Genomic DNA, 21,760 nt, shown 5'->3' on the forward strand with positions numbered 1-21,760 from the left:
ACTGTGCCACAGTCCCGGCAGAGATGAGAACCTTCAAGACGGCCAACGGCCAACGGCTGAATGCACCCGCGCCCGGGTGGCTTAGCTGGACATAGCGCCGCACTCATAGGGTCTCTCGACTCATGCGGCAGTGCAAACCCGTCATGACCCCGGGGCGCTCGTCACGCCCCAGACCTGGGCCATGCGGAGATCGAGGGTTCGGAGCCCTCCCCGGGCATTTTCCAGATCACATCGACCAATAGCCAGCAGTATCACTGGCCCGTGCCGAACAGACAGCACGCGACTGGGGCGAGCAGTGCTGCACCGAGCGAGTAGACGGCATCCCCGCCGAGTCGCTCCCGAACACTGTCGTGTTTGTCACGACTGTTTGGAGACTTAGACGGTGGTTTCACAGGAGAAGAATCGCCAGCGGTCAGCCAGACGAGAGGCCGCCACCAGGGAACTCGTGAAACACGGCTTCGAAGTCGTCGATCTCTGCGGCCGTGGAATCGGCCGTCTCGCGGAGTTCTTCGAGTCGCTCGCTGACAGTCCGGTACTCGTCGTTAGCTTCCAGTTGCGCGGTGTTCTTCTGCGTTTCCAGCGTCGCTTTCTTCGAGGCCACGGCGAAGTACTCCTGCACCTGATCGTCGTACGTGGTCCGGACGAGCATCTCCGAGACGGTGTCGAGGAGGTCCTCGCGGCTGACCGGCTTCGTCAGGTACTCGTCGAAGGGCATCTCGATGATGTCGAAGTCCGGGTCGACGGCCGTCACCATTACCACTGCCGGGTCGATACCCCGTTCCGCGATGGTATCGAGAACCTCGTCACCGCTCATATCGGGCATCTGCCGATCCAGAAAGACGACGTCGACGGACGCATCGACTAACTGGAGCGCTTCCGTACCGCTGTGTGCGGTCCGAACGTCGTGTGCGGTCAGCAGCCACGTCGAATACAGATCCGCGATATCTTGCTCATCGTCGACGACGAGAACCGTTGCCTCCTCCGTCTCAACACGCTTTTGCACTTGTTGTCCCTCCTGTCGACTCACGTACTGCTCTCACGGTGACTTTCCCGAACACCAAAATAAAGGTACCCAGCGTATTATCGATTCTGAGAACAGTGGAGTTGGTCTATTGACTTTTCTTTGGTAGGTGCTGTCACAAAGCAGTGACTCATGCCAGAGATGTTAACATAGCGGCGACCGTACGCTGCGTGTATGGTGACCGTCTCCGGACCGTGGACGAACGAGGAGATGGAACAGTTTCTCAGCACCGAAACTGTGCCACTCCGTCTCGGATGCCGAACTCCAGCAGACAAACCCTGGATGCTCTCGCTCTGGTATCGGTTCGTTGACGGTGTCTTCGAGTGTGCGACCGGGGCAGACGCCGCCGTTGTCGATTACCTCGACTATGACGACCACGTCTCGTTCGAAGTCTCGACGAACGAGCCGCCGTACCGCGGCGTCAGGGGCAATGGCACAGCGACGATGACAGCGGACGAGGATAAGACGGTTCTCACCGACTTATTGCACCGGTATCTCGGCGGCACCGACTCACCGCTGGCCGAACGACTGCTTGCACCCGACCGTCGTGAGATACAGATCACGATTACGCCCGACCGACTCCACACCTGGGACTACAGCAATCGGATGTAACTGCCTGAACAATGGAACACACAGACTCAGCCATGGACACCGACCCGACAGACATCAGATCAATCGCGATAAGCGCCACTGATCTCGTCGCGGCCATTGAATCGACTGCAGACGGATCAGAGACCGTGTTACGCGTCACACCACCGTTCAGTGGCCGGATGCGGGCGCGCCTCCACGTCGTCCAGCCCGACGACGACGATAACACGATCCACATCGAGCCCGACTCACTGCTGACTACGGATGCACCGCCGTATCCGACGCCCGATGACACCGCTGACGAGCTTCGGGCTGCCGACGACGAGACGTACTCGCTGGAGCGCCACCGGACCTACCACGAGCAGCGGCTCGCCGAGTGGCGGGAGTCACTTCCGGACCACGTCGTCGATAGTACGACACTAAACGACACAGAGCACGACGTAACTGTGTCACTACTCGGACCATAATCGGTCGTACACGTCCAGTGGAGGTGTCATCGTAACCGGCGGTGTTATACGTATCATACCACAGCTGCACCGCTGATAAAATGTCTAAGCGTCGCTCAGCCGATAATAAAATGAACGACTAGGGGCCGCTATGCGTGAAACGAAGCGAAACGGGCGGAAACCTCTAGCGGTTATAAGCTATCTCCAATAGAAGCCGTGGGTAGGTCCCTCCATATGTCAAGTTCGTCCGCATACGAATTACTCGCCCAGTTTGATGAGTCCATACCGGAGTTCGACGAGCCGCTCGTCTCCGCCGTTCGAGGCATCGCGTTCTGGACAGCGATTGCGCTCCCATTTCTGTATCTTCCGTTACTGGTTACCGGCCTGAACTCCGGGGCGACGCGGATCGCGTTCGTCGCGCTCGTCGTCTGCAACGCCGTGACGCTGCGTATCGGCCACGCACATGGAGGAGCCGACTGACACGGAGCCCTGTGATTCCAGGTCTCTCCGTTGATATTGCAGCCCTCCATTCCGAACCCCCGCTGTGACCATACTTTCATCCACCCGGTAGTCGTTCGTGTCCATATGTCACGGACAGCAGTCATCGCAGGCGTCGGTCCGGGCCTCGGAGAGTCACTGGCCAGAACGTTCATCGGCGAAGGCTGTCAGGTCGGCCTGTTCGCCCGGTCGGCGTCGTATCTGGAGTCACTGTCGGCGGATCTCGGCGACGACGCGCTCGCAGTACAGACTGATATTACCAGTCCGGACCAAGTCGCGGCGGGCTTCGAGCAGGTCCGGGACGAGTTCGGCCCCGTCGACGTGCTCGTGAACCACGCCAGCGGCGGCGCGTGGAAAGGCACACAGGAGATCACACACGACGAGTTCCGGCACGCACTCGCCGTCGGCCCGACGGGCGGGCTAGCCTGTTCGCAGGAGGCCGTCGAGGATATGCTGGCCGGCGACGGCGGGACGATCATCTTCACCGGTGCGACATCTGCCGTCCGGGGCCGCGACGGTGCGGTCGGGTTTAGTGCCGCCAAGTTCGCCGTCCGCGGGCTAGCTGAATCGATGGCGCGGGAACTCGGTCCGGAAGGCATCCACGTCGCTCACGTCATCATCGACGGCCAGATTCGCCCACCAGACGCTACGGACACAGCCGACCGCGACGCCCAGACGTACCTTGATCCCGACGAGGTCGCCCAGTCGTACTGGCACCTCGTCGAACAGGACCGCTCGGCGTGGACGCTGGAACTCGATCTCCGCCCCCACGTTGAGGCGTTCTGAGCGCTTCGGCTCCGACGCCGGCTATTCCTCGAGGAGGTCGACCCACTCTCTGAGCGGCCCCCGAACACCGTCGACTGAGATCGTCACGTCGCCGTCGAACCGCCACGTCGCCTGCGGGGAATCCGATCCGAACCGCATTGGAATGGAGACTGATAGATCATCGGCCGTGACGTGGAGCGCCTCGTCGCGGTCAACCGTCTCGTCGAGCAGCCGTTCGACGGCCAGGCGGAGCTGTTCCGGGTCTGGGTCTGGAAGTTCCGTAGATTGACTCATACCTGTGGCTTAGAGCCGAAGCTACGTCCGTGTTGCGTCGGACCGGTCGGTTTGCACCCGTCATTTAGGCGTGTGTAGTCCCCAGACTGCGCTGATGGAACTGGAAACGCCGTACGCCCTCGGAGGGACCTACTACGTCGAGACGGTGTCTGTCGGGAAGCGGACGGACGACGAGACGGTGCGCGATTGCGTGGTCTGTGGCGGCCACGTGTACGCCGACGACTGGCATCTCGTCGTCGGTGTGCTGGATACGAGCGGCGACCGACAGCGTCACCACCACTGTAGCGACGACTGCCTGACCGAGTGGCTCAAGCTCATGACGGCTGCCTGAGCACCGGTGAGTCCGCGGAGTCTTGACGATGGAGCGCGTCGGGGAAATATGGACGAGCGCACGGGCGTGTTCAGGGTCTACCGCGTCGTCGACGCGGTCCCGCACATCAATCTGTTCGACACCGATGCAACGCGGCTCTACACCGTGTACCAGTCCGGCTACGGCGAGCGACAGCCGGCAGTCGACGACCTCCGAACGGGCGATCTCGTCGAAGCGACGCTGGGCGGCGACCCCGACGACTCGGATGAGGCCTGGTCGCTGCTTTCGTTCGAGCGGCTCGATCGCGTGACGATGGATTTCGCCGTTGACACCGAAATCCCAGCAGTGGCGGCTGACCTCTGGGAGCCGGGGCTGGAACGTCCGGCAAGCGCCGTACTCGAAGAAGATGGCGAACCGGTCGCGGAGTGTTTCGTTCAGCCGCGCGCGCCGCTGCCCGGCGGTACCTTTGTCCCGAGCGTGCTCACCGGCCTCGTGCCGATGGAATCACTGCTGACCGAGCTCCCCGGTATCGGCGAGCCGCCGACGGACGCTATTTTCATCGACCCCGACCCGCCCGATGCTGACTCGTACTCACGACCCTGCGGCGTCGCCGTGCTGTTCACTGCTGGCGCTGACGAACTGCTCACTGAGTTCCGGGAGCGATATGATCTCTCTGCCGGCGCGGACAACAGACCCGAGTACGACCCGTACGGGCTGTGAATTGGCTACGGCAAGAACGAGCGGCGGGGCGCTACATCGTGATGACGAGCGGCACCGGGACGAAACAGAGCATCCCTAAAACGAACGTAACTAGGCCAACAGCCCAGCGGCCCGGCCCCAGCGGTGTCTCGTCCAGCGGCGTCGCGGAACCGAGCCGGCCGAACACCAGCGCCAGAATCCCCCAGAACGCCCACAGTCCGGCCGCTCGGCCCCCCTCGAAGACCACGAGGTAGCCCGCCAGCCCGAACAGGGCGACGGGGACGGCGAGCTGGACCAGCGACAGGCGGTCGCCAAACAGCGACCGGGCGACGTGTGCGCCGTCGAGTTGGCCGACCGGGAGGAGGTTCAGGAAGGTCACGAACGCTCCTACCCAGCCGCCGATGACGACCGGGTTCGGGAGGAGCTGCGGGTTCGCGTACTCCAACGGTTCACCCATCACTGCGGCGATGCCCTGCAGCAACAGCGGGTAGCCGAGTTCGATGTTCGTGACGATGCCGCGGGTTACCTCCACTGGCGGGAGCGTCACGCCGATAGCGGTCACGACGACTGTCGCGACAAGGCCCGCCAGCGGCCCGGCGACGCCGATGTCGAATAGCGCCTTGCGGTCCGGGATGTGGTCGTTCATACTGATGACCGCACCCAGTGTCCCGAGGACGTTCGGGAACGGCAGGAAGTACGGCAGGCTCGCCTCCACCTCGTGGTAGCGGCTCATGACGTAGTGGCCGAACTCGTGGACGGCGAGGATACCGAGTGCCGCCGCAGCGAATGGCCACGCCTGCAGCATCGCTGTCGGGTCTTCGAGCACAGACAGCCCGTACCAGCGGGTCCCGGCGTACAGCGTCGACACCAGCGTCAGGACAGCGAGTCCGACGTTCAGCCACGGGATGCCGTCGACGCCGAGCGACCGCTCCCGCGCGATCAGTACCCACTCGCCCATCTCCCGCTTGAGCGCGACGCGATACCCGCGCTGGCGGAACGCCGGCGCGATTCGGTGGATGACCTGTTCTGACTCGGTCATCGGCTCGCCGTAGTACCGGACGCCGTCCTCGGCGGTCCTGTCGATTTCGTACACGTAAAACGTGTCTGCCAGCGCTTCCGGGTCCGGCAACTCCGGCTGCGAGGACTGGGTCGCCATTACCTACGTTTAGGGTTCGACCCGTTTGAACCTGTTTGCTGGCCCCACTGGACACAATAAAGCCGTCGGCGACTGGCCCGGTCAGTCCGCGACGGCCTCGTCCGACCCGGTCGCGGCGCTGGGGTCCTGAATCCAGAGGTCGCCGAAGAGGTCGTCCTGCTGGAGTCGGACCTGACCGCGGTGCGCCAAAAAGAGCAGTCCGAGGAACGTCTCGACGCGGGTCCCACCGGCCGTGTCGACCTCGCGGTACAGTACCTCGTCGCGACCCTGGTCGTACTGCTCGCGGACGGCGTCGTGTACGTCGGCGATGATGTCGTCGATGTTCTCGGCGTGGGCCGTCCCGGTCACGTCGGCGGCCGACGGCTCCTCGTCCAGTCGCATGTCGTCGGCCCCGCGGTAGTCCAGTTCCTGCGTCCCGCGGTCGTACCCGCTCGGAGAGTCGCTGGTGTCGTACTCGCGGGACTCTTTCCACCACGATTCCCGCTCGGCGTCGCGGAGGTCCCGGACGAGTTCGTCGAGCGTCTGTGGCATCCCGCGGGCACGGCGGCGTTCGAGCCGGCGGTCCATCTCCGACTCCAGCGCGGCGAAGGGGTCCGGTTCTTCGATGGGCGCGTCCTCGTGCATCGCCTGCTCCCACGGCTCGGCCGGCTCCTCCTCGTCCTCGCCCTCGCCGAGCATCGCGTCGCTTTTCATCCGAATCAAGACGCTCGCGTAGAACAGCGCCCGCCCTGACGTGCGCAGGTCCGCATCGTCGATGCGCTGGAGGAACTTGTCGGTGACCCGCACTACGTCGATGTCCCACGGGTCGATTTCGCCGTCGTCGGCGAGCTGGACCAGCACTTCGACCGGTTCGACGTCTTCGTCTCCGTCCTCGTCGCTGCCGGTCGGCTGGTCGTTTTCGGGGCGGTCCTGTGCCGTTGTCTCGCCGTCCGTGTCTGTGGATTCACCGAGTAGCGCCGCCGCGTCATCCGAGCCGCCCGGCGGCTCGCGGTCCTCGTGGCCGGTGATGTTCAGGGGGATGTCATCCGCCTGGTCTCCCGTCTCTTCATCGTCTCGTGGCTCCCCGTGGTCGCCGCTCGACTGTTCCGAGCCGCGTGGCGGCTCACTAGTCATCGGCCGGCACCTCCTCGTCACCGTCGCCCTCGCCCGAGAGGTCGATGCCGGTCACGGCGCTCACGTTGTCACCCTGCATCATCACGCCGATGGCGCGCTCGGACCGCTCCAGCATGGCCGAGCGGTGGGAGACGACGACAAACTGGGCGTCGCCGGCGAGTTCGTCGACCAGTTCGCCGACGAGGTCGGCGTTGGCCGCGTCGAGGAAGGCATCGACCTCATCCAGCGCGTAGAACGGCGCGGGGTTGTGTCGCTGGATGGCGAAAATAAACGCCAGCGCCGTCAAGGATTTCTCGCCACCAGACATCGCGTTCAGCCGCTGAATCGGCTTGTCGCCCGGCTGGGCCTTCATCGTCAGTCCGCCTTCGAAGGGGTCGTCTTCGTCTTCGAGGTGGAGATGGCCGGTGCCGTTCGAGAGCCGCTCGAAGATGTTCTGGAACTGGTCGTTGATCTCCGTGAACGACTCCATGAACGTCTCCTTCTTGCGGGCCTCGTAGGTGTCGATGCGGTCGCGGATGCCGTCGGCCTCCTCGACCAGCGTCGCTTTCTTGTCTTCGAGTTCCTGCAGGTCGTCGTTGACGCGGTCGTACTCTTCAATAGCCCGCATGTTGACCGGCTCCAGTTTCTCCATCTCCGTTTCCAGCCGGTCAATCTCCCGCTCGACCGTCTCGTGGTCGGGCACGTCTTCGGGGTCGTAGTCGCCGACTTGCGCTTCGAGTTCGTCGATTTCCCAGTCTAAACGCTCCTGGGTCTCCTGCTCGTTTCCGAGGTCGCGCTCGACTTCGGAGACGGCGGCCTGTTGCTCGTCGCGGGCCTCCTTGGCCTCCTGCAGGTCGGCTTTCAGGTCCTCGCGCTCAGACTTGAGTTCGGCCAGTTCCTCTTCGAGGTCAGCAACAGCCTGTTCCTTCTCGCCTTTCAGCTCCTGCTTCTCCGCGACCTTCGCTTCGAGGTCATCGATGCGTTCCTCGTGTTCTGCCTTGCGGTTCTGGGCCGCCTCGATGTCGTCGTGGAGGCCTTCGATAGCCTCCTCGGCGTACTGCTTCTCTAACTGGTACTCGTTGAGTTCGGCGTCGAGTTCGCCCTGCCGGTCTTCGAGCGTGTCGATGTCGTCTTTGATCGACTCCCGCTGGTCGGTCAGGTCCGGCAGTTCCGAGTCCTCGACCTCGGCTTCGAGTTCGTCGATGTCGCTCTGGAGCGCGTCGATCTCCTCGGTCTTTTCTTCGATATCGGCCTCCAGCTCGTCCATCTGGTCGGCCACGTCCTCGCGCTCGGCGGCGATTTCCTCGAGGTCGGCTTCCAGTTGCTCGATTCGCTCGCGGGTGTCTTTGAGGGCGCTCTGTTTGCGCTCGATGCTCGTCTCGATATCACGGACCTGCTCGGTCGCGTCGGACTCGCGGTCGCGGGCGTCGTCGAGGCGCTCCTCCACGTCCCGCAGATCCTCGCGCACGTCAGCGCGCTCGTCTTCGAGTTCGTTGATTCGCGTGGCGACCCGTTCGAGCTTGCCCGCGCCACCCGAAAAAGAGTAGCGCGTGCCTGAGGAGGAGCCGCCGGTCATCGCGCCGGATTTCTCGACGAGGTCGCCCTCAAGCGTGACCATCCGGTAGTCGCCCATCAGCTCGCGGGCGGTGTCCATGCTGTCGACGACGACGGTGTCGCCGAGCACGTAGGAGAAGATACCCGCATATTCGCGGTCGAAGTCTACGAGGTTGTACGCGAAGTCGATAACGCCGTCGGCGCTGGGCAGTGAGCCCAGCGAGCGGTTCTGCATCTGCGTGATCGGGAGGAACGTTGCCCGGCCGGCGCTGCGTGATTTGAGGTACTCGATACAGCGCTGACCCACGCTGTCGTCGTCGACGACGACGTGGGCGAGCCGCCCGCCAGCCGCCGTCTCACAGGCCGTGGCGTACTCGGGGTCGACCCCGCCGAGTTGGCCGACAGTGCCGTGAACGCCGTCCTGACCGGCGTTGAGAATCGCCGTCACCGCGCGTCCGTACGATGAGTCGCCGTCTTCGCCGGCTTTCGCTTCGAGCTGGGCGTACTCCTGTTGCTTCGCGCTGATTTCGTCTTCCAGCTCATCGAGGTCCGACTGGAGTTCGCGCTTCTCGGACCGCAGGTCGTCGACGACCTCGCCGATAGTCGCCTTGTTTTGTTTCGCTTTCTCCAGCTCTGTCTCTAGATCCTCGATATCGGCTTCGAGGTCGGGAATCTCGGCTTCGGCCGCCTCGATAGCCTCGCGCTTCTCGTCCTCGGCGTTCGAGCGCCGCCGAGCCTCGTCGAGCAGGCGGTCTTGCTCGCGCTGGAGGTCGTTCTTCTCGCTTTTGAGCGTCTCCAGTCGCGAGCGCTTCTCCTCCAGTTCGTCTTTGACCTCCTGGAACTCCTCGCCGACCTCGTCGATGCGTTGCTGGACCTCCGCGAGTTCGGATTCTTTCTCCGCGATGGCGGCCTTGACGTTGGATTTGGCGACCTTCGTCTCGCGGATGTCGCTTTCGAGGTCGTCGATGGTCTCTTGCTTGCGGTCGATCTGGACGAACGCCTGTCGGCGCTCGTTCTCGGCGGCTTCGACCGTTTCCTCGGCGGACTCTATCTTGTCCTCCAGCCGGGAGATGTCGCCTTTGATCTCCTCGATCTCACGTTTGATGGCGAGCTGCTCGTCCTCACCCTTGCGTTCGATTTTCTGGTTGAGCTCGTGGAGTTCGTCTTCCAGCCGGATGACCGCACCCTGGCGCTCGTCGAGTTCCGTCTGGAGTTCGGTGAGCTCACTTTCGAGTTCGTCGATTGCTTCCTCGACGGCCGCCAGTTCCTCTCGCTTGTCTTCGAGTTCGGCGGCCTTGCGGTACCCCTCGTACTCCTCTTTCTCGTCACGGAGTTCTTGATATTTGAGCGCCGTCTCTCGCTCGTCTTCGAGTTGGTCGAGTCGCTCCTGCTTCTCCTCGATGCGAAGTTCGGCCTCGTCGATTCGCTCTTGGACGACTTCCAGCTCATCGAAGGCGTCGGCCTTCTTCGCGTCGAACTGGGCGACGCCGGCGATCTCGTCGATGATCTCCCGGCGGGAGCCGGCGGTCATATTGATGATCTCGGTCACGTCGCCCTGCATGACGACGTTGTACCCCTCCGGCGTCACGCCCGCCTGCGCGAGCAAGTCCTGAATGTCCGAGAGGTTGACCGAGCGACCGTTGATGTAGTAGTACGAGTAGTAGTTGTCCTCGGTCTCTTTTACGCGGCGCTTGATCGCGATCTCGTCCACGTCACCCACGTCCTCGGTGCCGGCGGCGTTGACGACCTGTGAACGTGACAGCGTCCGGTCGTCGTTTGCCAGAATCACCTCGACGCTGGCCTGCCGTTCGCCGTCGTACTCGGCGTCTTCGTCGGCGTGGCCGGGGTTGTAGATGAGGTCAGTGAGTTTCTCGGCGCGGATGCCCGAGGTACGAGCGAGTCCGAGCGCGAACAGAATCGCGTCGATGATGTTGGACTTGCCCGAGCCGTTCGGGCCGCTGATAGTAGTGAAATCTTCGTAGAACGGGATTCGGGTCTTGCGTCCGAAGCTCTTGAAATTGTCGAGGACGAGCTCTTTGATATGCATGCGGTGGTGTGGCCGACAGCCCTACGCGACGATGATGTCGGACTCCGAGTCCTCTTCGGTCTCGGTCTCCGACGCGGCCTCGGCTTCCTCCCTGTTATCAACCTCGTCGGTATCCTCGGTGTTAGGTGTGTCGGCCTCCGTCTGAGTGGCGGCCGATTCTTCCGAGTCGGACTCGTCGGCGCTGAATCCGTTGTCCTCGTCCACGCTGGCTTCGAGTTCCCGGATACGGACCTTGCATTCGACGAGTTCGTCGGTCAGTCCTTCGACCGACGCTTCCAGTTCTCTGACGCGCGTTTCGAGTTCCTCGACTCGGTTGCCGCACATATCCGTAACCCAGCCATTGTGGACACTTATACCTACGTCAGACATTGGCAGTCCGACTGATACATCGTACAGAGTTGTCAGAAGACACAGGGCACGGACCGTACGTCCGCGTCACGCTGAGTAACGGTTCTGGAGGTACGCCGAGATCTCGTCGACGTGGTTGGCATCGAACGACCAGTAGCCTCGCCACTGGCTCGGTCCGGTCCGCTCGGCGAGGAGGACCCCCTTCATATCGGCGTCACAGTCCGTGTTGACGACGAACCAGGACTCCCGCAGTTCGTCACAGGATTCGGTATGGAGAGTGGTGTCCCCGGACAGTTCGGGGACACGGTCCGGAAGGCCGTACAGGTGCAGATCGGTGTCGCTGTCGGCCAGTCGGTCGTACACGCGTCGGGTCCCGCGCTCGTCGTCAATCCGGGAGAGGTACTGGAACCCGGCGTGAAGCGTGTTATCGTCTGATTGCCATCCAAGCGACTCGATGTACCGTGAAAGTTCGATGAGCAGCATCTTCCGCTTGCCCGTGACCGAAAAGCGAACCTCATCGAGGTGTCGCAGCGCCGCCGGCGTGTCCACCTCCTCGATAGACCGCGTTCCGGTGACATACAGATCGGAGTTGACGAGCAACACGCAGGCACTGATCTCACTGATCGATGACACAGCCAGCTCCGTCCCGTCTTCGTCCTCGACAATCACAGCGTTCTCTGGGGTTTCTGGCGATATCTCGCCGGCCCCTATCTCGACAGCCGGTGAATCCACCATCCGCTTGAGCATCCGCACCAACGGCTCGGGTTCATCGTCGTTAAACACCGTCAGCGTCCGCCGAGCTAGCGGAACCGTATCGATGAACGCCGATATCGTCACACTGCCACACATTTGATTCTCCGTATTGAAAGTGGCGGGCCGTTATCGAGAGTGAATACAGGTCTGGCTGGGGAGTTGCTGCGGATGGGGTCGTTAGCCTTTAGCCACGCGCCACCGAACCCCGGACAATGACTGCGCAAGCGTCCGAAGCCCGCGAACTCGCGGCCGTCATCGGGCTGGAGGTCCACGTCCAGCTTGAGACGGAGACGAAGATATTCTGTGGCTGCTCGACCGACGTGGCCGATGCCGAACCCAACACCCACACTTGTCCGGTGTGTCTGGGCCTTCCCGGCGCGCTTCCGGTGGTCAACGAGGGTGCGGTCGAGGCCGCCGTGAAGGTCGGCAAGGCTATCGATGCCGACATCCCGGAGGAGACCACCTTCCACCGGAAGAACTACTACTACCCCGACCTCCCGAAGAACTTCCAGATAACGCAGTACGACTCGCCGATCTGTCAGAACGGCGAACTCGAATTCTCCGTCGAGGGTGAGCGTCGTAGCGTCGACATCCGCCGGGCGCACCTCGAAGAGGACCCCGGCTCTATCAAGCACGTCCGCGAGGGGTCGGGCCCGCTGGAGTCCCGGACCTGCTCCATCGAGCGCGCGGACTACACGCTCATCGACTACAACCGCGCCGGGACGCCGCTCATGGAGATCGTCACGGAACCGGACTTCCGCGCGCCGGGCGAGGTCCGGTCGTTCCTCGAAAAGCTCGAAGAGGTCCTCGAATACCTGGGCGTGTTCGACGCGACGCGGGACGGCAGCCTCCGCATCGACGCGAACCTCTCGATGGTCGACGCGGGCGAGGTGGACGACACCGGCGACATCGACGAGTCCGTCCTTGAAGATGCCAACCGCACCGAGGTCAAGAACATCTCCAGTCACAAGGGCGCGGAACAGGCGCTCTCGTTCGAGGCTTCCCGCCAGCGAAAGCTCATCCAGTCGGGCCGCGCCGTCGAGCAGGAGACCCGCCACTTCAACGAGACACACGGGAACACGGTGTCGATGCGCTCGAAAGAAGAGGAGAAGGACTACCGCTACTTCCGGGAGGCCGACCTGCCGCCCCTGCGAGTCAGCCACTGGAAGGATGAGGTGCCGATCCCGGAACTCCCCGACGCCCGCCGCGAACGGTTCGTCGCGGAGTACGGTCTCAGCGAAGAGGCCGCCTCGAAGCTCACGAGTACGAAGCAGGTCGCAGACTTCTTCGAGGACGTGGCCGAGCGCTTCGATGCCGATCTGGCTGCGACGTGGGTCGCCGACAACCTGCTCGGCGAACTGAACTACCGGGATATGGCTATCACCGACATCGACGACCGCTTCGACGAGGTGACCCGGCTCGTGGAACTCGTCGCCGAGGACGAGATCACGGCCAAAAACGCCCATGAGACTGTGCTTCGGGAGATGCTCGACACGGGCGACGACCCCGACACCGTCGTCGACCGCGAGGGACTGGGCAAGACCTCCGGCGACGAGGTCCAGCAGGCTGTCGTGGACGCTATCGACGAGAACCCCGACGCCGTCGAGGATTACCACAACGGCGAGGACGGCGCAATCAACTTCCTTGTCGGGCAGGTCATGCAAAAGACCGGCGGGAGCGCCGATCCCGGGGACGTAAACGGGCTGCTTCGCGAGGAGTTGGAGAGCTAAGACAGCGTCCTACTCGGCCTGAGCGGTGCAGTGGTGCGTCTGCATTGTCGCAGTCACTGCTGTGGCCAGTTGTCTGGCAGTTCATCCGCGTGGTTCTCGAGCAGTTCGAGTATCGGTTCTATTTCGTCGAATCGCTGGCCCCGTGATACTTCGTCGGCTGCCCGGTCCCAGTTGATGTACGCTAAACTGGCCAGACGGGGTAAGTCATCGTGGCGGAGTTCAGTTTCAGTACTTTGAGCCCCGACACTTCTTGGCAGAAAGTCGACAATCGGCCGTGGACTATCCTGTTTCAGCATGAACAGAATCATTCGGCGACGGCGGGTAAACAACGCCTCGAATACCCGATCCATCCCTGGGTCCCATATCACGTCCGGGATAGAGGTTTCCATCCTGTAACAAGAGACATACTATTGATGATAAATGCCACGATACCGCCGTTTCCTTGCCGAGTCGGTCCTGAATCGTACAGGTGCGTTTCGCTTGAGAGCCCGTCCAGTATCCGCTACGCTGCGCCGCGTACTACGATTCGCTCGACGCGTTCGATTCGACGCTCTCGCGCCGCTCGCCCGGGATGATCGCGGGGTCCTTCCACAGCAGCGTGACGAGGATCGCAGCGGCGAGCGCTTCGAGGGTCTTGATAGCTGATTCGGTCGGTTCAGTGTTGAAATGGTCTAGTATCAGCAACGCGGTACTCCCGCCGTGGTGTCCGCCGCTACCGGACGACGGTGCGGAGAACCCCTCGACGAGGAAGGCGCCGTGCCCGGTAGCGTGCCAGAACACCCAGCCGGCGATGGACGCGATCATGAGGAGCGTCCCGGCAATATAGGCGTTCCGCAGGCCGATGATACCCCGGGTGATGAGATACGGGCCGGCGAGCAACACCGCGGCGAAGGCGACGAACAGGAACGGGCGAGGGTCCGGCGGGAGCCCCCGGCCGAACAGTCCCTCTATCGCCTGCGCGTAGATGATGCTTCGCGGGAGCCCCCACCAGAGGTGAAACGCCGCCGTCACGAAAACGAGTGTGGCGGCGGTTCCGCGGAGGAGTTTGGTCGTCCGGCGATCCATACCGACAGTCGGAGTGGCAGTGGCAAGAGTGCATCGAAGTGATACGTACCGGCATGTCCAGCGGGAGCGCGGGACCGCTGCCGAAGTGGTAATGGGGGCTACCTCCGCGCGAGCGCGAGCGGCCCCGCAAGCGCCCGCACACCCGCGCTGTCGCCTGATTTTCCCGAAAGCCTTTAGAATAACTGACTCCGTAGCGACGGGTAATGATAGAGACAGGTGGTGTCTGATGCGGCTGATTATCACCGAGAAAGACAACGCCGCCCGCCGCATCGCGGAGATCCTCTCCGAGGGGAGCGCGTCCGCGAGCAGGCAAAACGGCGTCAACGTCTATCGGTGGGGGAACACCCGCGTCGTCGGCCTCTCCGGGCACGTTGTCGGCGTCGACTTCCCCGAGGAGTACAACGACTGGCGCGACGTGGAGCCGGTCGAACTCATCGACGCCGACGTGACGAAGGAACCGACGCAGGAGAACATCGTCACCACGCTCAAGCAACTGGCACGCGAGGCCGACGAGGCCACCATCGCGACAGACTACGACCGCGAGGGGGAACTCATCGGCAAGGAGGCCTACGAACTCATCCGCGAGGAGACCGACGTACCCGTCGACCGGGTCCGCTTCTCCTCGATCACCGAGCGGGAGGTCCGGGACGCCTTCGCCAACCCTGACGACATCGACTTCGACCTAGCGGCTGCGGGCGAGGCCCGCCAGATTATCGACCTCGTGTGGGGCGCAGCACTCACTCGCTTCCTCTCGCTGTCGGCCCGACAACTGGGTGACGACTTCATCTCTGTGGGTCGGGTCCAGTCGCCGACGCTGAAGCTCATCGTCGACCGCGAGCGTGAGATTCAGGCCTTCGACCCCGAGGACTACTGGGAGATCTTCGCCGACCTCCAGAAGAACGGGTCGGGCTTCGAGGCCCAGTACTTCTACGACGACGACGGCAAAGAGGCCGAGCGGGTCTGGGTCGAGGACGACGCCGACGATGCCTACGCTGACCTGACGAGCGTCGACGCGGCGACGGTGACGAGCGTCCGCCGCCGGACCCGCACCGACAGCCCGCCGACGCCGTTCAACACCACCGCCTTCATCTCCGCCGCGAGTTCGCTGGGCTACTCCGCCCAGCAGGCGATGTCGATCGCCGAGGAGCTGTACACCACCGGTTACATCACCTACCCGCGAACGGACAACACGGTCTACCCGGACGACCTCGAAGAAGACGCCCTGCTCGATGAGTTCGTCGGAGCCGGACACTTCGGCGAGGACGCCGAAAAGCTACTAGAGCAGGACGATATCACCGCCACCGAGGGCGACGAAGAGACAACCGACCACCCACCCATCCACCCGACGGGCGAGATTCCGCCGAAGGTCGACCTCTCGGACGACGAGTGGGAGATCTACGAACTGGTCGTCAGGCGCTTCTTCGCGACGGTCGCCGAGGCCGCCACGTGGGAACACCTCCGCGTCGTCGCCGACGCCGGCGGCCGCTCGCTGAAGGCCAACGGCAAGCGTCTGGTCGAACCAGGCTACCACGAGGTGTACCCTTACTCCAGCGCCAGCGAGAACCACGTCCCCGACGTGGAGGAAGGCGAGGAACTGGCCATCTCCGAAGTGCGGATGGAGGCCAAGCAGACCCAGCCGCCCCGCCGCTACGGCCAGTCGCGGCTCATCCAGACAATGGAGGACAAAGGGCTGGGGACAAAGAGCACGCGACACAACTCCATCGAGAAGCTGTACGAACGCGGCTACATCGAGGGCGATCCGCCCCGCCCGACGACGCTGGCGATGGCCGTCGTCGAGGCCGCCGAGGAGTTCGCCGACCACGTCGTCAGCGACGAGATGACCGCCCAGTTAGAGGCGGACATGACCGCCATCGCCAACGGTGAGGCGACGCTCGACGAGGTGGCTGACGAGTCCCGCGAGATGCTCAAGCGGGTGTTCGACGAACTGCGCGACTCCCGCGAGGAGATCGGCGAGCACCTTCAGGAGTCGCTGAAAGCCGACAAGACGCTCGGTCCCTGTCCCAAGTGTGGCGAGGATATGCTGGTTCGGCGCTCGCGCCAGGGGTCGTACTTCGTCGGCTGTGACGGCTTCCCCGAGTGTCGCAACACGCTCCCGCTGCCGTCGACGGGCGAGCCGCAAGTGCTCGAAGAGCACTGCGAGGAGCACGACATGCACCACGTGAAGATGCTCGCCGGCCGGGACACGTTCGTCCACGGCTGTCCCCGCTGTGAGGCCGAGAAGGCCGACGAGAGCGAGGACGAGGTCATCGGGCCGTGTCCTGAATGCGGCTCCGAGCACGACGGGGAACTTGCCATCAAACACCTCCGATCGGGCTCCCGGCTCGTCGGCTGCACGCGCTACCCCGACTGTGACTACTCGCTGCCGCTGCCCCGCAACGGCGACATCTCCGTGACCGAGGCGTTCTGCGAGGAGCACGACCTGCCGGAGCTGGTCATCGATGCCGACAGCGACGACCCGTGGGAGCTGGGCTGTCCCATCTGCAACTACGAGGAGTACCAGGCCCGAACCGCCGTCGAGGACCTGGAAGATCTGAGCGGCATCGGCTCGGCGACCGCCGAAAAGCTCGGCGACGCTGGTGTCGACTCGCTGGCGGCGCTCCGGGAGGCCGACCCCGACATCGTCGCGACCGAGGTACAGGGCGTCAGCGCCACGCAGGTCCGAGACTGGCAGGACGAACTGGAAGCCTGAGGGGGCCCGGTCAGTCGGCGACGAACGTCACGCCGTCACAGACCGGACACTCGACGGCGTCCGCGTTGTCGGCTGTGACTGTCTCGACGGCACCGTAGACGACCGCATGCGTTACTGGCTCGGGAATCTGGCGCTCACAGAGCGGACATTCGACGACGCCCGCTCGCAGTCGGTCCCGGTCGATGCTGTTGCCGTCGGTCACAACTGGAGGTGGGATGTCGAACTCGGACCGTCGTCGTCATCAATGCCGCCCTCGTGTGCGAACGTGTAGTCGTCGTCCGTGAGGAACACGTCGCCGTGAGTCGCCGAAATCTCGACGCCGGGGAGCGTCGTCCCAGCGGCGTCGCCGTTGTCGCAGCCGCCGTCACAGGCGTCGAACAGCGAGCCGTGTCGGGGACAGATGAGCTGGTCGCCCCGCATCGGGACACCCCGCCCGGTGTCGAACCGCTGTGCCTCGTGTGTACATCGGTTCACCCATGCCTCGACGCCGTCCTCGCAGGGGACGAGAACGACCTCCTCAAGGTCGCCGTATGGGTCTTCGGCGGTGAACAGCCACGACCCGTCTTCGTGTACCGTCTCGACTGTCGTAAGTCGCTGCACGGCGGCGTATTGGGCTGCCCCCGGTATCAGCGTTATCGTGTGGCGCATCGAACAGCAACCGCGAACGTCACTCGCCGGTCTCCGCGGCGATGAGGCGCACCAGTGCGGTAACGAACACCTCGAACAGTCGCCAGACCAAGACGCAACTGACGACGAGCACGGCAACGACGATCGCGACGAGCCAGAGAAAGAGACCGAACTGCAACTCGGTGAGTAGTCCTGCCGCCAGTCCGACGACGAACCCACCGACGAAAAGGCCGCCAGCGCCCTGGAGACAGCGGCGTTGCCAGCGGTCGAACGCCAACGCGTCCTCAGCCCCCAACAGCGATGGCAAGGCGAGACCGAGTCCGGCACCGCCCAGCGCCAGAATAAAGAAAACGCTACCGAACAGATACGAGAGCCCGCGGACGAAGCCGTTGTCGGACGGTGACGCTGTCGGCATCGTCGAAAACGAGTACAGCACTGCCACCGTCACGACAGCGCCCGTGAGAACGAGCGCGGCCCGGATAGCAGCGACGACGTACCGACGCTTGTCCGCGGTCATTGTCTGACGATTGTAACATAACCATCATAAATCTTCGGAGACGTATATATCCGGAGCCGACACCGGTCGGGTTGTCCGTACAGGGCTGTCAGTGTGACCCACTGTGATGGGTGTATCCGAAGCGGTTATACGGCCACGCGCAAGTCTGGCAGGTATGAGCGACTGGGCGGACTGGGACCATATCGTGAAGATAGACCCCGACAAGACGCTGGTCGACGGAGAGACGTTCGAAGACGTCGCGGCGACAGGGACCGACGCCATCGAAGTCGGCGGGACCACTGGGATGACAGAGGAGAAGATGAAGCGGGTCGTCGACGCCTGCGGGAAACACGACATCCCCGTGTACATCGAGCCGTCCAACCCCGCGTCAGTCGTCCACAGCGACCGTCACGACGGGTATCTCATTCCGGTCGTGATGAACGCCGGCGACGTGGCCTGGATCACCGGCGCGCACAAGGAGTGGATACGCATCGACGACGATATCGACTGGTCGCGGACCTTCACCGAAGCCTACATCGTCATGAACCCGGAGGCGTCGGTGGCGTCCTACACACAGGCCAACTGCGACCTCGACGCGGCCGACGTGGCCGCCTACGCCGAAGCCGCCGAACACCTCCTCGGGCAGGAAATCGTCTACGTGGAGTACTCGGGGATGCTCGGCGACACCGACATCGTCGCCGCCGCCGCAGATATTCTCGACGACGCGACGCTGTTCTATGGCGGCGGAATCCACGACTACGAGTCCGCCCGCACGATGGCACAGCACGCCGATACCATCGTTGTCGGCGACCTCGTCCACGACGAAGGCGTCGACGCGGTGCGGGAGACGGTGAAAGGCGCGAAGGACGCGACGGCGACAGTCCGGTAGCTAGAACGCCAGCCGTTCGAGCAGCCGACCGACGACGCCGCCGGGGTGGCGTTTCGTATCCACTTCCATTGACGCGTGATCGCTGTCCTGGATTGCTGGCTCCGCGGTTCCGCCGTCGTTTGACGCGCGGGCTGAAAGCCCACCATTGTTCGCGTGTACGAGCAGCGTCCTGTCACTGTCAGCCGCATCTATCGCATCTGAAATGTCGCCCCGATCGACAAATCTTCGCTCCGTCGGGACATCACAGAGGTCCAGCAGGTCGTCGTGGTACGCTTCGAGTTGCTGGCGTTCCTCGGCCGACTGGCGCTCGTCGAGCGGGTAGAGGAACTGGAGGTTGGCCTCGGCCGCTGTCGCGACAGCGTTACCGACCCGGACTTTCAGTGGATCGTACGGGCCGCGAGTGGTAAGCAGCGTGATCGTGTCCAGCGCGTCGAGCGGCTGTGCGTCCACGGCGATAGTGTCGCAGTCGGTCTGCTTGCGGATGCGGTCGATACTGTCGCCCAACAGCGAATCCTCGAACGACGCGCCACGTTCCACCAGAAGCACGTCGACATCCCGCTCTTTGACAGTATTGGCGACAGCCCGCTCGGGGTGGTGGCTGACGAGTTCGCCGTATTCGACAGGGGTATCGAGGTCAGCCGCCAGCGTATCAGTCCGGCACTCAAATTCGAGGTCGTCTTGCGACTGGACGCCGGAGGCGTAATCGAGGGGCTGCTGATCGGGCACTTCGTCGAACTGGATGACGGAGAGACCGCTGCCGGTGGGTGAAAGCGCAGCCCCGAGTTCAAGCAGTGTCGCTTCGCTCTGCCGCGAAGCACCTTCGGGAAGCGCGACGAGGACGGAGGTCTCTGCCGTCTCATCGAGCGTTTCCTCAGTCCGGTCGAGCGCGCGGTCGCCGATGCTCCGGCGGACGGATTCCTTGATCGCGCCCTCTCTGGTGACTCGCGGTCGGACGTAGCCCAGATACCAGACGACGCTGACAACGACGATGCCGACAGCCCCGACTATCGCGATCAGGCCCATCTGCGTCAGCAGGGCGAACCCGGTCAGGGTGCCGAATATCGGCGTCCACGGGTACAGCGGCACCTCGAAGGAGGGGTCGTAGTCGGGGGCGTCGCTCTCGCGGAAGCCGATGAGCGCGACGTTGATGAGCGCGAACACGAGGATTTTGAACGCGCTCGCGAGCTTCGCGATCTCCAGAATCGGAACGAAGAGGATGAGCAGCAACATCACGCCGCCGGTCAGCGTGATAGCGGTCACTGGCGTGCCAAATCGGTCGCTGACCGTACTGAACAGACCGGGGGCGAGGCCATCGCGGCTCATGGCGAACGGGTAGCGCGACGAGGAAAGGATACCGGCGTTGGCCGTACTGACCAGCGCCAGAATCGCCGCAAGGACGACAGCTGCGACACCGGCGGTGCCAAGCGTCGCCTCTGCCGCGTCCGCAATCGGGGTCGTGCTCCCGGCGAGCTGATCGAGCGGGATGACGCCGACGACGACGGCAACAACGAGCACGTACAGCAGCGTGGTGAAGGCGAGCGACCCGAGCATCCCCAGCGGGATGACACGGTCCGGATCTTCGACCTCCTCGGCGATGGAGGCGATCTTTGTCACGCCAGCGAAGGAGACGAACACGAGGCCGGTCGCGGCGAAGATCCCTTCGACGCCGTAGTCCCACATCCCGCCGTACGTCGCGGTGTTGACTGCCGGGCCGCCGCCGGCGACAAACCAGCCGATCGCCACGAGCATCACCGCGACGATGCCAATCTGGAGTCTGCCGGTCTGTTCCGCCCCGAGGATGTTGACGAGGACGAGAACGACGGCGAGCGTGATCGCGACCGGACGGATCGGCAGGTCGAACAGAAGGACGAGGTACGGCACGCCGCCGACGAGCGCGAGCGCGCCCTTGAACGAGAGGGAGAACCACGTTCCGAGTCCCGAAACTGTGCCCAGCAGCGGCCCCATCGACCGCTCGATGTAGACGTACGTGCCGCCAGCCTCGGGCATTGCTGTCGCCATCTCGGCCTTGCTGAGTGCGGCAGGGAGCACGAGCACGCCCGCGAGCAGGTAGGCGGCGATGATGCCGGCCCCGGCGTCTTTCACCGCCAGTGCCGGCAAAATGAAGATGCCGCTGCCGACCATTGCGCCGATTGATATCGCTACCACTGACAGCAGTCCGAGGTCGCGTTCCAGATCCTTGGCCATTATTACGCAGTTTCGTGCGTCTGGAGCGTTGTTTCCACAGTGCGTTCCAGTTCGGTCGCTAGGATCTGCGAGCCACAGACCACCTCAGAGCCGACTGACTCGAACGCCGGTCGATGCTGCGGGTCGTTGAGCACGACGACCACGGTTTCAACATCGAACTGCGTCCGAAGCAGTTGTGTCACGAGGAACGCCCCGCGGTCCGTCTGCATCGAGACCAGTGCGATATCGGTCGTTTGGGCCCCAGCGTCCCGGAGAACAGCACACTCCCGCTCGTCACCGACTACCACGCGGGTGTCGTCGGGCGTTTGCCCGGCAACACCGTCGTGGTCGGTGACGAGACAGGCATCGGTGCCTCGATCTAACGTCGCTACTACCTCAGACCCGACGTGCCGGTCGCTGATGACCAGTACCGACGGGGGGTCGATGTCGTCGTCCACACGTTCGCGGAGTCCGGTAAGGGATATCAT

23 protein-coding genes and 1 tRNA gene are annotated in these 21,760 nt (G+C 63.5%); 10 read left to right on the plus strand and 14 right to left on the minus strand.

Annotated features, from left to right (window positions below):
* Positions 1-70 precede the first annotated feature (70 nt).
* Positions 71-217: transfer RNA gene (locus ACYJ11_RS01715), tRNA-Met, on the plus strand.
* A 195-nt stretch (positions 218-412) separates the two neighbouring features.
* Here ACYJ11_RS01715 and ACYJ11_RS01720 read toward each other — a convergent pair.
* A complete protein-coding gene (locus ACYJ11_RS01720) occupies positions 413-1,003 on the minus strand; it encodes a HalX domain-containing protein (protein WP_188978895.1) in 591 nt (196 codons plus the stop codon).
* 192 nt (positions 1,004-1,195) lie between these two features.
* Between ACYJ11_RS01720 and ACYJ11_RS01725 the strand changes: the two genes are divergently transcribed.
* The 4 genes from ACYJ11_RS01725 (at position 1,196) to ACYJ11_RS01740 (ending at position 3,339) form a co-directional block, all read left to right on the plus strand.
* On the plus strand, positions 1,196-1,633 hold the full coding sequence (locus tag ACYJ11_RS01725; protein WP_188978893.1) for a pyridoxamine 5'-phosphate oxidase family protein: 438 nt from the start codon (positions 1,196-1,198) through the stop codon (positions 1,631-1,633).
* 11 nt (positions 1,634-1,644) lie between these two features.
* Positions 1,645-2,076: a hypothetical protein gene (locus ACYJ11_RS01730; RefSeq protein ID WP_461646500.1), complete on the plus strand. Its 432-nt coding sequence runs from the start codon at positions 1,645-1,647 to the stop codon at positions 2,074-2,076.
* 213 nt (positions 2,077-2,289) lie between these two features.
* Positions 2,290-2,535: a hypothetical protein gene (locus ACYJ11_RS01735; RefSeq protein WP_461646501.1), complete on the plus strand. Its 246-nt coding sequence runs from the start codon at positions 2,290-2,292 to the stop codon at positions 2,533-2,535.
* 105 nt (positions 2,536-2,640) lie between these two features.
* Positions 2,641-3,339 (plus strand): SDR family NAD(P)-dependent oxidoreductase, encoded by a 699-nt coding sequence (locus ACYJ11_RS01740; RefSeq protein ID WP_461646502.1) that lies wholly within the window; start codon positions 2,641-2,643, stop codon positions 3,337-3,339.
* A 21-nt stretch (positions 3,340-3,360) separates the two neighbouring features.
* Here ACYJ11_RS01740 and ACYJ11_RS01745 read toward each other — a convergent pair whose 3' ends face one another.
* A complete protein-coding gene (locus tag ACYJ11_RS01745; protein ID WP_461646503.1) occupies positions 3,361-3,612 on the minus strand; it encodes a hypothetical protein in 252 nt (83 codons plus the stop codon).
* A 94-nt stretch (positions 3,613-3,706) separates the two neighbouring features.
* On the opposite strand from ACYJ11_RS01745, the gene ACYJ11_RS01750 reads away from it, so the two are divergent.
* Entirely contained in the window at positions 3,707-3,943 is a 237-nt protein-coding gene (locus ACYJ11_RS01750; protein WP_188978885.1) for a DUF7576 family protein, read from the plus strand.
* A gap of 48 nt (positions 3,944-3,991) precedes the next feature.
* Positions 3,992-4,642: a hypothetical protein gene (locus tag ACYJ11_RS01755; protein WP_461646504.1), complete on the plus strand. Its 651-nt coding sequence runs from the start codon at positions 3,992-3,994 to the stop codon at positions 4,640-4,642.
* 31 nt (positions 4,643-4,673) lie between these two features.
* On the opposite strand, the gene ACYJ11_RS01760 is transcribed toward ACYJ11_RS01755, so the two are convergent.
* The 5 genes from ACYJ11_RS01760 to ACYJ11_RS01780 form a co-directional block, all read right to left on the minus strand.
* Positions 4,674-5,777 (minus strand): site-2 protease family protein, encoded by a 1,104-nt coding sequence (locus tag ACYJ11_RS01760; protein ID WP_421641680.1) that lies wholly within the window; start codon positions 5,775-5,777, stop codon positions 4,674-4,676.
* Positions 5,778-5,858: 81 nt separating this feature from the next.
* On the minus strand, positions 5,859-6,890 hold the full coding sequence (locus ACYJ11_RS01765) for a segregation/condensation protein A (RefSeq protein ID WP_461646505.1): 1,032 nt from the start codon (positions 6,888-6,890) through the stop codon (positions 5,859-5,861).
* Positions 6,883-10,470: a chromosome segregation protein SMC gene (smc, locus tag ACYJ11_RS01770; protein WP_461646506.1), complete on the minus strand. Its 3,588-nt coding sequence runs from the start codon at positions 10,468-10,470 to the stop codon at positions 6,883-6,885. Before smc ends, ACYJ11_RS01765 begins: the two co-directional genes overlap by 8 nt.
* 21 nt (positions 10,471-10,491) lie before the next feature.
* A complete protein-coding gene (locus ACYJ11_RS01775) occupies positions 10,492-10,794 on the minus strand; it encodes a DUF7518 family protein (protein ID WP_170097359.1) in 303 nt (100 codons plus the stop codon).
* A gap of 111 nt (positions 10,795-10,905) precedes the next feature.
* Entirely contained in the window at positions 10,906-11,655 is a 750-nt protein-coding gene (locus ACYJ11_RS01780) for a DICT sensory domain-containing protein (RefSeq protein WP_461646507.1), read from the minus strand.
* A gap of 128 nt (positions 11,656-11,783) precedes the next feature.
* Here ACYJ11_RS01780 and gatB point away from each other — a divergent pair, with 128 nt between their 5' ends.
* On the plus strand, positions 11,784-13,301 hold the full coding sequence (gene gatB, locus ACYJ11_RS01785) for an Asp-tRNA(Asn)/Glu-tRNA(Gln) amidotransferase subunit GatB (RefSeq protein ID WP_461646508.1): 1,518 nt from the start codon (positions 11,784-11,786) through the stop codon (positions 13,299-13,301).
* Between the two features lie 53 nt (positions 13,302-13,354).
* Here gatB and ACYJ11_RS01790 read toward each other — a convergent pair whose 3' ends face one another.
* Both ACYJ11_RS01790 and ACYJ11_RS01795 read right to left on the minus strand, forming a co-directional pair.
* The gene (locus tag ACYJ11_RS01790) at positions 13,355-13,651 is read right to left on the minus strand and encodes a hypothetical protein (RefSeq protein WP_461646509.1); all 297 of its coding nucleotides are present in this window, start codon (positions 13,649-13,651) and stop codon (positions 13,355-13,357) included.
* 169 nt (positions 13,652-13,820) lie between these two features.
* Entirely contained in the window at positions 13,821-14,366 is a 546-nt protein-coding gene (locus tag ACYJ11_RS01795) for a hypothetical protein (RefSeq protein WP_461646510.1), read from the minus strand.
* Between the two features lie 226 nt (positions 14,367-14,592).
* On the opposite strand from ACYJ11_RS01795, the gene ACYJ11_RS01800 reads away from it, so the two are divergent.
* Positions 14,593-17,076 carry a DNA topoisomerase I gene (locus tag ACYJ11_RS01800; protein WP_461646511.1) on the plus strand — a complete coding sequence of 828 codons (2,484 nt, stop codon included), beginning with the start codon at positions 14,593-14,595 and terminating at the stop codon, positions 17,074-17,076.
* Between the two features lie 10 nt (positions 17,077-17,086).
* On the opposite strand, the gene ACYJ11_RS01805 is transcribed toward ACYJ11_RS01800, so the two are convergent.
* The 3 genes from ACYJ11_RS01805 to ACYJ11_RS01815 all read right to left on the minus strand — a co-directional run bounded on the left by ACYJ11_RS01805 (position 17,087) and on the right by ACYJ11_RS01815 (position 18,220).
* Positions 17,087-17,278 carry a hypothetical protein gene (locus ACYJ11_RS01805; protein ID WP_461646512.1) on the minus strand — a complete coding sequence of 64 codons (192 nt, stop codon included), beginning with the start codon at positions 17,276-17,278 and terminating at the stop codon, positions 17,087-17,089.
* Positions 17,275-17,676 (minus strand): Rieske 2Fe-2S domain-containing protein, encoded by a 402-nt coding sequence (locus ACYJ11_RS01810; RefSeq protein WP_170097353.1) that lies wholly within the window; start codon positions 17,674-17,676, stop codon positions 17,275-17,277. The genes ACYJ11_RS01805 and ACYJ11_RS01810 overlap by 4 nt, the downstream gene beginning before the upstream one ends.
* 67 nt (positions 17,677-17,743) lie before the next feature.
* Entirely contained in the window at positions 17,744-18,220 is a 477-nt protein-coding gene (locus ACYJ11_RS01815; RefSeq protein WP_170097352.1) for a hypothetical protein, read from the minus strand.
* A 154-nt stretch (positions 18,221-18,374) separates the two neighbouring features.
* Between ACYJ11_RS01815 and ACYJ11_RS01820 the strand changes: the two genes are divergently transcribed.
* On the plus strand, positions 18,375-19,088 hold the full coding sequence (locus ACYJ11_RS01820) for a phosphoglycerol geranylgeranyltransferase (RefSeq protein WP_005537995.1): 714 nt from the start codon (positions 18,375-18,377) through the stop codon (positions 19,086-19,088).
* Here the strand turns inward: ACYJ11_RS01820 and ACYJ11_RS01825 are convergent, their stop codons facing one another.
* Together ACYJ11_RS01825 and ACYJ11_RS01830 are read right to left on the minus strand one after the other, a co-directional pair.
* Positions 19,089-21,293 carry an APC family permease gene (locus ACYJ11_RS01825; protein WP_461646513.1) on the minus strand — a complete coding sequence of 735 codons (2,205 nt, stop codon included), beginning with the start codon at positions 21,291-21,293 and terminating at the stop codon, positions 19,089-19,091.
* Between the two features lie 2 nt (positions 21,294-21,295).
* The gene (locus ACYJ11_RS01830; protein WP_005537992.1) at positions 21,296-21,760 is read right to left on the minus strand and encodes an NAD-binding protein; all 465 of its coding nucleotides are present in this window, start codon (positions 21,758-21,760) and stop codon (positions 21,296-21,298) included.

The organism is Haloarcula sp. H-GB5, from assembly GCF_054850705.1.